The organism is Pseudoalteromonas sp. UG3-2, assembly GCF_037120705.1.
GTDB lineage: Bacteria > Pseudomonadota > Gammaproteobacteria > Enterobacterales > Alteromonadaceae > Pseudoalteromonas.
This window is the reverse complement of record NZ_JAWLJU010000002.1, coordinates 3230351-3243620: the sequence shown is the minus strand read 5'-3', so window position 1 is coordinate 3243620 and position 13270 is coordinate 3230351. Positions and strand designations below refer to the sequence as shown.

12 protein-coding genes are annotated in these 13270 nt (G+C 48.0%); 7 read left to right on the top strand and 5 right to left on the bottom strand.

Translation table 11 applies throughout. From position 1 onward, the window contains the following. The first annotated feature begins 19 nt into the window (after nucleotides 1–19). The 4 genes from ybeD (at nucleotide 20) to R3P39_RS17770 (ending at nucleotide 3361) form a co-directional block, all read left to right on the top strand. Nucleotides 20–298 carry a DUF493 family protein YbeD gene (ybeD, locus tag R3P39_RS17785; protein WP_336569134.1) on the top strand — a complete coding sequence of 93 codons (279 nt, stop codon included), beginning with the start codon at nucleotides 20–22 and terminating at the stop codon, nucleotides 296–298. Nucleotides 299–313: 15 nt separating this feature from the next. Further along, the gene (gene lipB / locus R3P39_RS17780) at nucleotides 314–967 is read left to right on the top strand and encodes a lipoyl(octanoyl) transferase LipB (protein ID WP_336569133.1); all 654 of its coding nucleotides are present in this window, start codon (nucleotides 314–316) and stop codon (nucleotides 965–967) included. Continuing rightward, complete coding sequence (gene lipA / locus R3P39_RS17775; protein WP_336569132.1) at nucleotides 964–1929, top strand: lipoyl synthase; 966 nt, start codon at nucleotides 964–966, stop codon at nucleotides 1927–1929. The genes lipB and lipA overlap by 4 nt, the downstream gene beginning before the upstream one ends. A 229-nt stretch (nucleotides 1930–2158) precedes the next feature. After that, entirely contained in the window at nucleotides 2159–3361 is a 1203-nt protein-coding gene (locus tag R3P39_RS17770; protein WP_336569130.1) for an aromatic amino acid transport family protein, read from the top strand. A 144-nt stretch (nucleotides 3362–3505) separates the two neighbouring features. Here R3P39_RS17770 and R3P39_RS17765 read toward each other — a convergent pair whose 3' ends face one another. Further along, nucleotides 3506–4435, bottom strand: a complete 930-nt coding sequence (locus R3P39_RS17765) for a flagellar motor protein MotB (protein ID WP_336569129.1) — start codon at nucleotides 4433–4435, stop codon at nucleotides 3506–3508. 2 nt (nucleotides 4436–4437) lie between these two features. Further along, complete coding sequence (gene pomA / locus R3P39_RS17760; protein ID WP_336569128.1) at nucleotides 4438–5205, bottom strand: flagellar motor protein PomA; 768 nt, start codon at nucleotides 5203–5205, stop codon at nucleotides 4438–4440. A 234-nt stretch (nucleotides 5206–5439) separates the two neighbouring features. On the opposite strand from pomA, the gene xseB reads away from it, so the two are divergent. The 3 genes from xseB to dxs all read left to right on the top strand — a co-directional run bounded on the left by xseB (nucleotide 5440) and on the right by dxs (nucleotide 8601). After that, entirely contained in the window at nucleotides 5440–5679 is a 240-nt protein-coding gene (gene xseB / locus R3P39_RS17755) for an exodeoxyribonuclease VII small subunit (protein WP_336569127.1), read from the top strand. Continuing rightward, a complete protein-coding gene (gene ispA / locus R3P39_RS17750; protein ID WP_336569126.1) occupies nucleotides 5679–6578 on the top strand; it encodes a (2E,6E)-farnesyl diphosphate synthase in 900 nt (299 codons plus the stop codon). Before xseB ends, ispA begins: the two co-directional genes overlap by 1 nt. Nucleotides 6579–6735: 157 nt before the next feature. Continuing rightward, on the top strand, nucleotides 6736–8601 hold the full coding sequence (gene dxs, locus R3P39_RS17745; RefSeq protein WP_336569124.1) for a 1-deoxy-D-xylulose-5-phosphate synthase: 1866 nt from the start codon (nucleotides 6736–6738) through the stop codon (nucleotides 8599–8601). 95 nt (nucleotides 8602–8696) lie between these two features. On the opposite strand, the gene R3P39_RS17740 is transcribed toward dxs, so the two are convergent. Genes R3P39_RS17740 through thiL form a run of 3 tightly spaced genes read right to left on the bottom strand, consistent with a single transcriptional unit; the run spans nucleotide 8697 to nucleotide 13255 of the window. Then, nucleotides 8697–11777 (bottom strand): two-component regulator propeller domain-containing protein, encoded by a 3081-nt coding sequence (locus R3P39_RS17740; RefSeq protein ID WP_336569123.1) that lies wholly within the window; start codon nucleotides 11775–11777, stop codon nucleotides 8697–8699. 24 nt (nucleotides 11778–11801) lie between these two features. After that, nucleotides 11802–12284 (bottom strand): phosphatidylglycerophosphatase A family protein, encoded by a 483-nt coding sequence (locus R3P39_RS17735; protein ID WP_336569122.1) that lies wholly within the window; start codon nucleotides 12282–12284, stop codon nucleotides 11802–11804. A gap of 8 nt (nucleotides 12285–12292) precedes the next feature. Next, nucleotides 12293–13255 carry a thiamine-phosphate kinase gene (thiL, locus tag R3P39_RS17730; RefSeq protein WP_336569121.1) on the bottom strand — a complete coding sequence of 321 codons (963 nt, stop codon included), beginning with the start codon at nucleotides 13253–13255 and terminating at the stop codon, nucleotides 12293–12295. Nucleotides 13256–13270 lie beyond the last annotated feature (15 nt).

Sequence of the window (13270 nt, the reverse complement as noted above, 5' to 3'; positions counted from 1 at the left end):
CAGTTTTGAGGACACCACTGTGGTAAAACCGGTTAAAAATACTAAGTTTGATGAGTACTTAGAGTTTCCTTGCCCATTTACGTTCAAAATTATGGGCCTGGCAAACGTCAATTTAACGGATCAACTTGTCGCCAAGTTTCAAGAATTAGCACCTGGCGATTATGCCCCTAAAGTAAAGCCAAGCAGTAAGGGCAATTATGAGTCAGTCACGCTAGTTGCTACCGTCACTAGCAAAGAGCATATTGAACAAATATACACTGAGATCGGCAGCCTAGACGACGTACGCTACGTCCTATAATTGCGAGAGGTTGCGATGGCATCGGGTAAGTTGATTGTACGCCAATTAGGACTTCGTAGTTACGAGCCCATTTGGCAAAAAATGCAGCATTTCACTGACAACCGTGATGACAACACGGCAGATGAAATATGGCTAGTTGAACATCAGCCAGTATTCACTCAGGGGCAAGCCGGCAAGGCCGAGCATATTTTGGCTCCTGGGGATATCCCTGTGGTCAAAGTCGATCGCGGCGGCCAAGTCACCTATCATGGTCCTGGCCAGCAAATGATGTATGTGTTGTTCAATTTACGACGTCTCAAAATTGGCGTACGTGAGTTAGTGACTTGGCTTGAAGAATGTATTATCGCTGCCCTTGGCGAGTATGGCATTAACGCGTACGCCAAGGCCGATGCCCCTGGGGTATATGTTGATGATAGCAAAATCGCGTCGCTGGGTCTGCGAGTACGCAGAGGTTGCTCTTTCCATGGCTTGGCGCTTAACGTCAATATGGATTTGAGCCCATTTCTGCGTATTAACCCCTGTGGTTATGCCGGAATGAACATGGTGCAATGCAGCGACTTAAATGGACCACCGAGCGTCACAGAGGCCGGCGCTGGCTTGGTCAAACACATGCTAGAACGTATAAACGCCGAGCATGTTGAATACACTGAAGGGTTTGAAAACGAATGAGTAAAGCAGTCAAAATGGAGCCTGGGGTAAAGCTCCGCGATGCTGAAAAAATGGCATTGATCCCAGTAAAAGTGATGCCAACAGAACGCGATGAAATGCTCAGAAAGCCAGATTGGCTTAAGATCCGCTTACCAAAGTCGAGCGAGCGCATCGATGGCATCAAACAAGCAATGCGTAAACACGGCTTGCACTCTGTTTGTGAAGAGGCGTCTTGCCCTAACCTATCAGAATGCTTTAATCATGGTACGGCTACCTTTATGATTTTAGGGGCCATTTGTACTCGCCGTTGCCCATTCTGTGATGTTGCTCATGGTCGTCCGCTAAAACCGGATGCTGCAGAGCCGGAAAAGCTGGCACTGACCATTAAAGACATGAAACTTAACTACGTGGTTATCACTTCAGTTGACCGCGACGACTTGCGTGATGGCGGAGCCCAGCACTTTGCCGATTGTATTCGCGAGATCCGTAAACACAACCCTGGGATCACCATTGAAATTCTGGTACCAGATTTTCGTGGCCGCATGGACCGGGCATTGGAAATTCTTAGCGAAACACCACCCGATGTCTTTAACCACAATCTCGAAACCGCACCACGCTTGTATAAACTGGCGCGCCCGGGAGCGGACTATAAGTGGTCGTTAGAGTTATTACGCCGTTTTAAAGAAATGCACCCAGAAGTGAAAACCAAGTCAGGGTTAATGGTGGGGCTCGGTGAAGAAATGAGTGAAATTGAAGAAGTGCTGCGTGACCTACGTGAGTACAAGGTCGATATGTTGACTGTGGGTCAATATCTCCAGCCTTCAAAACACCACCTGCCAGTAAAGCGCTACGTGCCACCGGCAGAATTTGACGCATTGAAAGACTATGCCGATGACATTGGTTTCACCCATGCCGCTTGTGGTCCATTTGTACGCTCTAGCTACCACGCTGACCAACAAGCCGCTGGTAAAGAAGTAAAATAACGGCTACCACAACCGTGGTGTTAAAAAAGCCGCTCATCGCGGCTTTTTTTGTGGCTATTCGTTGACGTAAACTTAGCTATGCAGCCACAGCCCTTAAATCTGGGTAGCTGTCATCTTTCATTTACTTAATTTGCCCCGCTGTAAACTTGCCTGTCATGGCAAAACTATTTCAATTGTGCGTCATTCGTTATATCTTGCCACTCCAGAAAATAATAATCAGGGGCAAAACGTGCTTAAAAATAAAACGCTGGGCAGCATGCTGATTGTCGCAGGGACGACCATCGGTGCGGGCATGCTAGCTCTGCCCATCGCATCTGCAGGGCTGGGGTTTTCTACTGCCATCATTTTACTGGCCGCCACTTGGCTACTAATGACCTACACTGCATTACTCATGCTGGAAGTGCATCAGTATGCCGATCAGAACGCCACCTTAAATACACTGGCAAAAAACTTATTGGGTAAACCAGGACAGTATATTGCTAACTTCTCCATGATCTTTTTATTTTATGCCCTGTGTGCCGCCTATATCGCTGGCGGCGGCTCTCAGCTACAAACCAAACTGATCAATTTAGTTGGCAGTGAGGTCTCACCTCAAGCCGGCTCAATTCTATTGGCCTTAGTGATTGCCACCATAGTTACTTTAGGCACCGGCACGGTGGATAAGCTGAATCAGTTGCTATTCACCATTAAAGTAGTGGTGTTGGCCAGTTTATTTTTTATCTTAACGCCCTACGTCCATGGTCAGCACTTAGTCGACATGCCGGTAGAGCAAGGTTTAGTGATCGCCGCCATTCCTGTCATTTTTACTTCGTTTGGCTTTCATGGCTCTATCCCGTCTATCGTAAAATACGTGGGCGTCGATATTCGTCAATTGCGCAGAGTGATGATGTTTGGCGCCTCGCTGCCACTCATCATTTATGTCTTTTGGCAATTATTAAGCCAAGGCGTAATGGGTCAAGAAAGCCTAATGGCCAGCAAAGGCTTACCTGGCTTTGTCAGTAGTATTTCTGCCATTGCTCACAACGACAATGTTCAAGTGTTTGTGACGGTGTTTGCTGACTTAGCGCTGGCGACTTCGTTCTTAGGTGTGAGTTTAGGACTGTTCGACTTTTTTGCCGATGCCTTTAAAAAGCAAAATACCAGTAAAGATCGCATTAAAACCGCGCTAATTACCTTTTTGCCACCGCTGGGCTTTGCCTTGTTTTATCCTAAAGGGTTTATTATGGCACTGGGTTACGCCGCCATTGCACTGGTTGTGTTAGCGGTTTTCCTGCCTGTAGCCATGGTCTGGAAGCAACGAAAAATACGAGGCGCTGAAGGCTATCGAGTGAAAGGTGGAAACCTGGGGCTGGGGTTAGCCGCTCTGTTTGGGATAATGATCATCTCTTCGCAATTTATGCAAATGGCGGGATTGATCCCAAGCCTTGGCTAAACGCCATTCGTGACTGGCTGCTTAGCAGCTAGTCTCGCCATGCTGCTTTAGGTCTTGCGCCGCTTTCTTAGCTGCCAAAAGCTTATTAACGCCACAAGGTTGCAACATTGACAATGAGAATAACTGTTGCGTAATAAGATGTAATTAATTTTCTCTTACTTCAATGGGATCAGATTCTTTCGGCTTGCCTTGCAGAATAGAAATCTCTACGCGGCGGTTGCGGCGCCTGTCAGCGTTGGTTTCATTGGGAACCAACGGCCGAGTGTCGGCGTGCCCTACTACCACCATGCGGTTTTTATCAAAACCCGGAACTCCCTCCATTACGCTGGCTACCGCCACCGCTCGAGTGGCAGATAAGTCCCAGTTATTGGAATAAAGCTCATTGGTAACGCGAAAATCATCGGTGTGGCCTGATACGGTGATTTCACCAGGTACGTCTTTAAGTAACTCGGCAATATCTTCAATCACAGGCTCAAATTTGGGCTGTAAAAACGCGCTACCGGCGGGAAAAGAGCCGTTCTCTTGAATGCGGATAATGATTTGTTGCCCCAGTGACTCCAGTTCAATAGCGCCGTCCATAATTTGCTTTTCTAACTGCTGCGCTATCTTTTTCACCAACTCGTTAACTTGTTCTTGATCGGCAGAAGCAACGGCCTGTGTAGAGGCCTGTTGCTGAGCAGTGCTCGAAGACTCACCGCCACGTTTGTTGCCACGCTGCTCCTGACGCCCCCCTGCTGATGACTCATCGCCCGCTTGAAATTCCAGCATTTGCTGGGTCATCTCAACGGTTTGTTGTTGAATGGTTTCAATGGGAGTGGGTTCTGGTTTACCTGGCGTGAACTCCATCGCAATGACGCTGGTGCCCTTGGGAATGTCTTTTACTTCAATTTTGTTTTGCACCCCGAAAGCAAACTTCATTGAGCCTGCAATTTGCTTAAACTTAAGCACGTCCATTTCCGAGAAAGCCAATAGCAATACGAAAAAGCACATTAGCAACGACATCAGATCGGCAAACGTCCCCATCCAAGCCGGCAGGCCAGGCGGTGGACATTTGCATTCTTTTTCATCTGACATAGTTACTCCTCGGCCTCGACACCACGCTTAGACTCAGGTAAATAATTTTTCAGAATACCTTCAATGACTTTCGGATTTTGACCATCTTGAATGCCTAACACCGCATCCAGAATGAGGCGTTGGTTGCGCTCTTCTTCGTCTTTACGCAATTCCAACTTGGTTTGAATTGGGATAGCAACCACGTTGGCTAAGAAGGCACCATACAAAGTGGTTAAGAGTGCCACGGCCATTGCCGGACCGATGGCTTTTGGGTCATCCATGTTAGATAGCATCGCCACTAGCCCGATAAGGGTACCAATCATCCCCATTGCCGGAGCAATATCTGCCAGTGATTTAAATAACCCCGCCCCCATTTCATGGCGATTGGTCGTTAATGCAATGTCTTTTTGTAAGGTAGCACGTACCACGTCGGCATCGTGACCATCCACCAGCATGTCTACGCCCTTACGCATAAACTGGTTGGGAATTTCCGCTTCTTCCAGCGCCAAAAAGCCCCCTTTACGAGCAGAGTCAGCAAGTTCAACGGCTTTTTCGATCAATTCTTCTGGGGTTTCAATTTTGAACATAAAGGCCTTTGCGGCCACTTTACCGATGCCAAAGAACTGACCTAAGGTAAAGTTGGATAACACGATGAAGATCGAGCCACCAAATACGATAACGACGGAAGGCGTGTTATAGAACATCGCGACCTGGCCATCACTACTTAGTACCATAGACATAATAATCAAACCTATGGCACCCAGGATCCCTATTACCGTTGCTAAATCCACATGTCCTCCGGGGGAAGTTATTTGTGATAAATCACGCAGTTATTATTATTCGGTTTATCGGCAAGTTTTGCTACAACTTAACACTATTATATTAAAAAGTGTTTAAAATGCGAGTTTATAGCAGATCTTGTGATGACGATACGCACTGGGATCAAAAAGTCGCGGGTTTTTTTGACCTCTGCGCCCAATCCCCCTAAAATTGCTGCACTTTCATATTACAGGTCAATGTTACTTATGGCGGTTAAAAAACCAGAAAACTTAAGCTTTGAAGAAGCCATGCAAGAACTTGAGCAAATTGTTGCAGATATGGAAAATGGCAGTTTAGCGCTTGACCAAGCATTAAAACAGTTTGAGCGCGGCATTAAGCTGGCCAACGCCTCCAATCAAAAGCTCCAACAAGCTGAACAACAGGTTGCCATTTTAATGGGCGAAGGCGAACAAGCGCAGTTAAAGCCATTTGATAACGAAGCATAATGTCCAACGAACTACACACACAATTAGAACGTGCCAAATCTCGAGTAGAAAGCACCATTGTCGACTACTTTGCACAACAGCTCGACACCGATGACACCATCAAAGCAGCAACTCGATACAGCATCGAAAATGGCGGCAAACGGTTACGGCCATTTTTAGTATTCAGTACAGGTGAGCTGTTTGGCGCTGACGCTGAAGACCTTAACCGTGCTGCGGCAGCCATTGAATGTATTCACAGTTACTCTTTGGTTCACGATGACTTGCCAGCCATGGACGACGACGATCTCAGGCGCGGGCGCCCGACTTGTCATGTTATGTATGATGAAGCAACGGCCATTTTAGCAGGCGACGCCCTACAAACCTTGGCGTTTGAGTTGCTAAGCAATCACAGCTTTGCAGTCAGCCAGCAACAGCAACTGCAGATGATCCAAGTGTTGGCTAAAGCCTCAGGGTTGCAAGGTATGGTGGGTGGGCAAGCGCTTGATATCGCCGCCACAGATAAAGCCATCACCATCAGCGAACTTGAGCGTATTCACCGCTTAAAAACCGGTGCCTTACTGAACAGCGCTATTGAACTGGGCTTGCTGTGCGGCCGCAGCGATACCATCACTGATCAAGTGCGTAGCGCCATGCGTACCTATGGTAACGCCATTGGTCTGGCCTTTCAGGTTAGAGATGACATTCTTGATGTTGAGGGCGATACGGCTACACTGGGCAAACCACAAGGCTCGGACCTAGGTCACAACAAAGCGACCTACCCAGCATTACTTGGACTACCACAAGCACAACTGAAAGCAGAGCAGTTGATAGATACCGCCTTGCAAGCCTTAGAGGATGTACCAGGAAATACGCAAACCCTGGCGGCGTTAGCCAATTATATTATTGCCAGAGATCATTAAGCACTCAGGCGTAAGAAAAAAGACACAATTGCTTTGTAAAAACTGGTGAACGTAATAATATGACCAGTTGCTGAAGAATTTTAATAACTTTGCAGTGAGTCGTGCCAATTTATACCAATTTGCTTGCACAGGCTCGCTTAGGACTCTGATAATTACCATGAAACTTGATAGCAGCAAGTATCCTTTATTGGCGTTAATTGACGAACCGAGTCAGCTTCGTCAACTACCACAACACAAGTTAATGGCGCTTAGTGATGAGTTACGTGCCTACTTACTCGATTCAGTGTCACAAAGCAGTGGCCATCTTGCTTCGGGTTTAGGCACCGTTGAGCTTACAGTGGCATTGCACTACGTCTACTCGACCCCAACCGACAGGTTAGTTTGGGACGTTGGCCATCAAGCCTACCCCCACAAAATACTCACAGGTCGCCGTGACCAAATGCATAGCATTCGCCAAAAAGATGGCCTCCACCCGTTCCCTTATCGTGGCGAAAGTGAATACGATACCTTTAGTGTCGGTCACTCAAGTACGTCTATTTCTGCCGCATTGGCTATGGCCATTGCCGCTGAAAAAGAAGGCCAAGGCAGAAAAACGGTGGCGGTGATTGGCGATGGTGCCATGACCGCGGGCATGGCATTTGAAGCCATGAATCACGCTGGCGACGTCAATCCAGATATGCTGGTGATCCTCAACGATAATGAAATGTCGATTTCTGAAAACGTCGGGGCATTGAACAACCAGTTTGCAAAAATTCTTTCTGGCAGCTTTTACACCAATATTCGTGAAGGCAGCAAAAAGCTGCTTTCAGGAGTACCGCCGGTGAAAGAGCTGGCTGGAAGAATGGAAGAACACCTCAAAGGTATGATTATACCGGGGACTTTCTTCGAAGAGCTGGGCTTTAACTATATTGGCCCCATCGACGGCCATGATGTTGGCATGTTAGTCGACACGCTGCGTAATATGCGCAGCCTAAAAGGCCCGCAACTGCTGCACATCAAGACGCAAAAAGGCAAAGGGTACAAACCTGCAGAAGCCGATCCTATTGGCTACCACGGCGTGCCTAAGTTTGATCCTAGCGTGCACAGTCTACCGAAATCCAAACCCAGTGCCCCGACCTTCTCAAAAGTGTTTGGCGACTGGCTCTGTGACATGGCCGCCGAAGACAGCAAGCTGATGGCCATAACGCCGGCTATGCGCGAAGGCTCTGGGCTAGTGCGCTTCTCAAAAGAGTATCCACAGCAATATTTTGATGTTGCCATTGCCGAGCAACACGCCGTGACCCTTGGTGCAGGATTTGCCTGTGAAGGCTTGAACGCGGTTGTGGCGATTTACTCGACGTTTTTACAACGGGCATACGATCAGCTTATTCACGATGTGGCACTACAGAACTTACCAGTCCTGTTTGCTATTGACCGCGCTGGTGTGGTGGGTGCTGATGGAGAAACTCACCAAGGTGCGTACGATTTAAGCTTCTTACGTTGTATTCCTAATTTGGTGGTGATGGCCCCGAGTGATTTAAATGAGTGTCGTCAGATGCTTTACACTGGTCATTTATTACAGCAACCGGCTGCTGTACGTTATCCTCGTGGTAGCGCAGGCAGTGCTGAAGTCAGTCAGACCATGACGGCACTAGAAATAGGCAAAGCCAAAGTAGTCCGCGAAGGTGAAAAGCTGGCTATTTTAAACTTTGGTACCTTATTGGACAATGCCACAGAATTGGCCGCCGAGCTGAACGCGACCTTGGTGGATATGCGCTTTGTTAAGCCACTCGACACCGTACTGCTGGATGAGCTTGTGGGTAGTCACGAGCGTTTTGTCACCCTAGAAGATAACGCCATTGCTGGCGGCGCTGGCTCGGCGGTGATTGAGTACTTTGCCGCCCAAGGCTACAGCAAGCCTGTGAAGCTACTAGGTTTACCGGATGAGTTCATTAAACACGGAACTCAAGGTGAAATTCATGCCGAACTAGGCTTAAGCAGCGACGGGATCCGCGAGCAAATCAACCGCTGGATGCAACAATAACGCGGCCGTTGTCGCTCGCACCAAATACGAAAAAGGCTTCTACTAAGAAGCCTTTTTTATTCATGCGCTTAAGTAAACCCCAGTGATTAATACTACTAGCGCATCCAGACTTTAACGTCGGCTAAGCCATTGCTCTGGAGTAACTCCAATTGCGCCTCTATGTTGGCACTTTGTTCAAATTCAAAGGCATCCAGTTGCTCATCAAAGATGATGGTGGCGGCGCCATCGCCTCCGCGCTGTTTCACTTGGTGCAGGGCAATATCCGCTAAATTCACCGACGACTCCCAACCAATTACCTTGCCACCTAACAGCGGCAGCGGGTAATAAGACCAGCCCATGGATACCGTTAGCTTGGTGGACTTACCGTTAGGTAATAAATAATCCGTCTCTGCAATGGCCTTACACAAGTCGCTAACGTATTCTTCAATGTGATCGCGACTGAAATCCCTGAGCAACAATAAGAACTCATCGCCACTCCACCGCACCACATAATCCGAGCCTTGGGTACGAGTATTCAGTAACGTGGCTAACTGTTGTAAGCAACTATCGCCGCCAATGGGCCCATAAGAATCATTGATCTTGCTGAAGTTGTCGATATTCATGATCATCAATACTAGGCTCTTATTTTGTGCCTGTAGGGATTGCGCGTTGCGCTGATAGTGCTCAACGTCTTTGGGTAATTGGTCGAACAAGAAGCGGCGGCTCCGCAGCCCAGTGAGCTCATCAGAGTGGCTCACCAGTTTTAGCTGAGTATTGACCTGGTTAAGCTTTTCATTGGCCTTACGTAACTCGGTGGTACGTTCAGCAACTAAATCTTCTAAAGCGGCCTGCTTGCGCCTTTCTTGCGCTCTGAAGACCCAAAAGATCAGGTAGAACATAAACACAAAGGCACAGGTAATAAACAGCCTGAAGTACACGGTTTCGTCAAAGCGCCGCGGCATCAGAATATCCAGTGCCAAGGTTTTTGCTTGCTCCCAGTCTTGCCCTTGCCGCTTTACTTCTAGTAGAAAGCGAAAGTTGCCTGGTGGCAAGTTGGTATAAATCGCCTCACGACGAGACTGAGCATCGCGCCATTGACTATCATGCCCTTCTAAGCGATAGCGAAACTCAATGCTGTGGGGGGCGTAAAAATCAATCGCAGTATAATTAATGGTTAAGTCACGCTCTGAGGTATCGAGTTCAACCTCAGAAGTGAGCGCGTTTGAGCTTAATGTGCGCTCGTCTGTGACCAGGGATTCAAAACGTGGCTGTAAATCCCCGCCGCCGAACAGCTGGACGTTTTTAGGTATCTCCACCACTCCCTGTAAGCTGGGATAAAAAATCGCTTCATCAGTTTCTACCACCGCATCATGGCCAAGCCCTGAACAGCATTGACTAGGTCGACCATCGAGCTGACGGTCAAACGGACTGATCACTTGCTCAACCTTAAGGCTTTCTATCTTAGTGCTGAACTGTTTCACGGGCATGCGATACACACCTTTCATGGTGCTAACCCAGATCAGCTGGTTATTTTTATCAAAGTGCAAGGAAAAAATGGAGCCATAAGGTAAGCCGTTGGAAGCATCGAGCTGATACCAGTCGCCGGTCTTGGTACGATAGAATAAGCCGTCATTAAGCGATCCTACTAAGGTGGTCACTGTATCTAGATGCAAAATACTGGTGACGTATGCCGAGTCTAAAGAAATCTGCGCACCAATTTTTTCAATGCCTTTGTCGTTATAGCGATACGCCCCTTTATTGGTGCCAATAAAGCCGTAACGGGGAAAATCTTGCACAAAGGTGACAAATTGACTGCCTAAAAAGGCATTGTAAGCAAACGGCGTGATGCCATTATAATCAAGACGATACAGTCCTCGTCCGGTACCAAACCACATGCCGCCACGGTTTGATGGGCTTAACGAGAACACCGGATTTTGTCGTAGCTCACGATCGCTAATCGGTTGCAGCGAGCCCTCTTCATACAACAAAGCGCCGCGATCTGTGCCGATAATTAAGCGCTCATCGACAAATTCTAAATCGTGGATCACCGAGCGGTTGAGCTGCAAACTGCTGAGCACTGGCTTATAGCCCTCTCTGGGGCCGATGATCCCAAGCCCTTCTCGGCTGGCAACCCAAATGTCGCCATCTGGGCTTTGCGTAATGGCTGAAATGGCTTGGCTGCTGCGCTGGCCAATATGATGGCGTTCCACTTTACCGGCATGGGCTAACCATAACCCTTCGTTCAAACTTGCCAGCCATATATTGCTGTCATCGTCCATAAAGATATCAGCAAACCAAATACTTTGATCCAGCTGTATGGGCTCAACGGACTGCCAAATACCATTACTCTGACGATACAATAAACGGCCATAGGTGGATACCCATAGCCCACCCTCTTTGTCATTGAGGAACTTATACACGGCATTATTGCCCACTTCTTGATAGCGCCTTAGCACCTCGTCAAAGTCGAGAAAGTAGGCACCTAACTCAGAAGCTAGAAATAACTTCCCATCCACCCAAGCCAAGTCATGCACTATGGTTTGGGCCAGCTGTTCAGGAAGAGAGACTTTGCTGGCCAATTCCAGTCTAACGCCATCACCACTGCGGTTGCTGGACTCGCTGATTTTCAGCAAGTGCCGCTCATTGACCAGCCAAATGCCATCGGGCACCAGTGCCATTTTGGTGACGGAGCCGACGATTTGATTAATCTGAGTGACGCTGAGGTTGGATTGCTCGATGTTATTTGCAGCAAGGGTTAACTTTTTCGCAGAGACATAATAAAGACCATGGGCGGCAACCCAAATACCACCGTCTTCATCAGCCAAAATATCGCGCACCGGACCTTGTAAGTCAAACCGCTGCGCCACCATGGTTTGTGGGTCTAGGCGCAATAAGCCGCGGCGGGTGCCAATCCATAACATCCCAAAGCGGTCCACCAGCAACTTATTGATGGCGTTACTATTGAGAAAGTCGGTATTTTGGGTGTTGAAGTTTTGAAATTGATGACCGTCGAAACGACTTAAGCCAAACTGGGTGCCTAACCAAATGTAGCCCTGCTCGTCTTGTACCACACTTTTAACGCTTTGCGATGGTAATCCGCTTTGTATATTCCACTGTTTGACAACATAGTCGTCAATGGCCGCCAAGCTCGAGCTTGAAAGCAGCAAACCAAAAAGCAAAAACAAGAGCCGTGTCATTGGGATTCCATCACATAAGCACAGTTAAGTTAAAATGCCAGTTTTAAACAAAGCTTGCACGCAAACCAATGAAAAAAGACCAGCCAATACGTCATCTAGCATAATCCCCGAACCGCCATGAAGGCGCTTATCCAAAAAGCGGATGGGACCGGGTTTTAGAATGTCAAAAAAGCGGAATAAAATAAACCCCACTAACAATGCCTGCCAACTCAAGGCAGCACCAATCATGGTTATATAAAATCCAGCCACCTCGTCCCACACAATAGCGGGGTGGTCATGTACATTAACATCATCTGCGGTTTTGCCACAAACCCAAATACCAAACAAGGTCATGATGATAGCAACAATGCCTTGAAACCAAATTGGCATGCCATAAGTAAGAAAAATAAATGGCAGTGCGCCTATGGTGCCCACGGTTCCAGGCGCCTTTTTAGCAAGCCCTAAACCAAACCCTAAGGCAAAAAACTGATGGGGTTTAGTTAAATCAAATTTGTACTGCGTAATCAAACCGACTCCTAGCTGAAGTGCTCAAATCCCATACCACGTAATTGGTACGGCTGGCCTTGGTTGAGCAATTGAATTTCACCACTTTGGGCTGTAATTTGGCCGACACAAACCGGCTCTACACCATACTGTTGTAAACGACTTTCAACAGCACTTTTGTTGTTGTCATTGACGGTAAACAGCAGCTCATAATCATCACCAAAGCCAAGCGCCAGTGCTAATCTTTGATCCTCTGCCAAGCTCTCAGTTAACGCCGCAGACATGGGCACCTTATCGGCGTCTACTTTAGCACCAACATCGGAACTGCGAAGAATGTGTTGTAAGTCGGCCAGTAACCCATCAGAGATATCAATCGCTGCAGTGGCTAAGCCTCGGAGTACTTGCCCAGCTGCCACCTGTGGCGCAGGAAAGTGAAACTTGTGCTGTGCTGCCGCCAAGTGTTCAGCGGCTAGCGACCAGCCTTGCTTGCGCGCTTCAATGGCCAAACCGGCATCTCCTAAAGGCCCAGTGACATAAATCCAGTCACCCACCTTAGCACCGCTGCGTTTTAGCCCTTTGCCTGCGGGTAAAATACCTTTGGCACACACAGTGACGGTCAGTGGCCCTTGGGTGGTATCTCCGCCAATGATTTGGACATTATAATACTGGGCAATTTCATGCATGCCAGCGGTAAAAGCCTCGAGCCAATCCATATCCGCATTCGGCAGGGTCAAGCCTAGCGAAATCCACGCCGGCTCCGCGCCCATGGCTGCTAAGTCACTGAGGTTAACCGCAATAACACGGTGGCCTAAGGCTTTTGCTGGAATATCGGAGAAGAAGTGCACTCCGCTCACCAAGGTGTCTGTGGTGATCGCTAATTGATAACCATCGGGAACACTGACTAATGCACAGTCATCACCGATCCCCAGTTCAACATCGCGACGAACGATGCCACGACCTTTAAAGTAATGATTGATTAGCTCAAATTCTTTCATACACAAAAAAGCCGG

Bases quoted from the DNA above. Each gene is read 5' to 3' on its own strand.
- R3P39_RS17765 (WP_336569129.1), bottom strand. From the start codon at position 4,435: ATGTCAGATGAAAAAGAATGCAAATGTCCACCGCCTGGCCTGCCGGCT.
- lipA (WP_336569132.1), top strand. From the start codon at position 964: ATGAGTAAAGCAGTCAAAATGGAGCCTGGGGTAAAGCTCCGCGATGCT.
- lipB (WP_336569133.1), top strand. From the start codon at position 314: ATGGCATCGGGTAAGTTGATTGTACGCCAATTAGGACTTCGTAGTTAC.
- ispA (WP_336569126.1), top strand. From the start codon at position 5,679: ATGTCCAACGAACTACACACACAATTAGAACGTGCCAAATCTCGAGTA.
- xseB (WP_336569127.1), top strand. From the start codon at position 5,440: ATGGCGGTTAAAAAACCAGAAAACTTAAGCTTTGAAGAAGCCATGCAA.
- dxs (WP_336569124.1), top strand. From the start codon at position 6,736: ATGAAACTTGATAGCAGCAAGTATCCTTTATTGGCGTTAATTGACGAA.
- thiL (WP_336569121.1), bottom strand. From the start codon at position 13,255: ATGAAAGAATTTGAGCTAATCAATCATTACTTTAAAGGTCGTGGCATC.
- R3P39_RS17740 (WP_336569123.1), bottom strand. From the start codon at position 11,777: ATGACACGGCTCTTGTTTTTGCTTTTTGGTTTGCTGCTTTCAAGCTCG.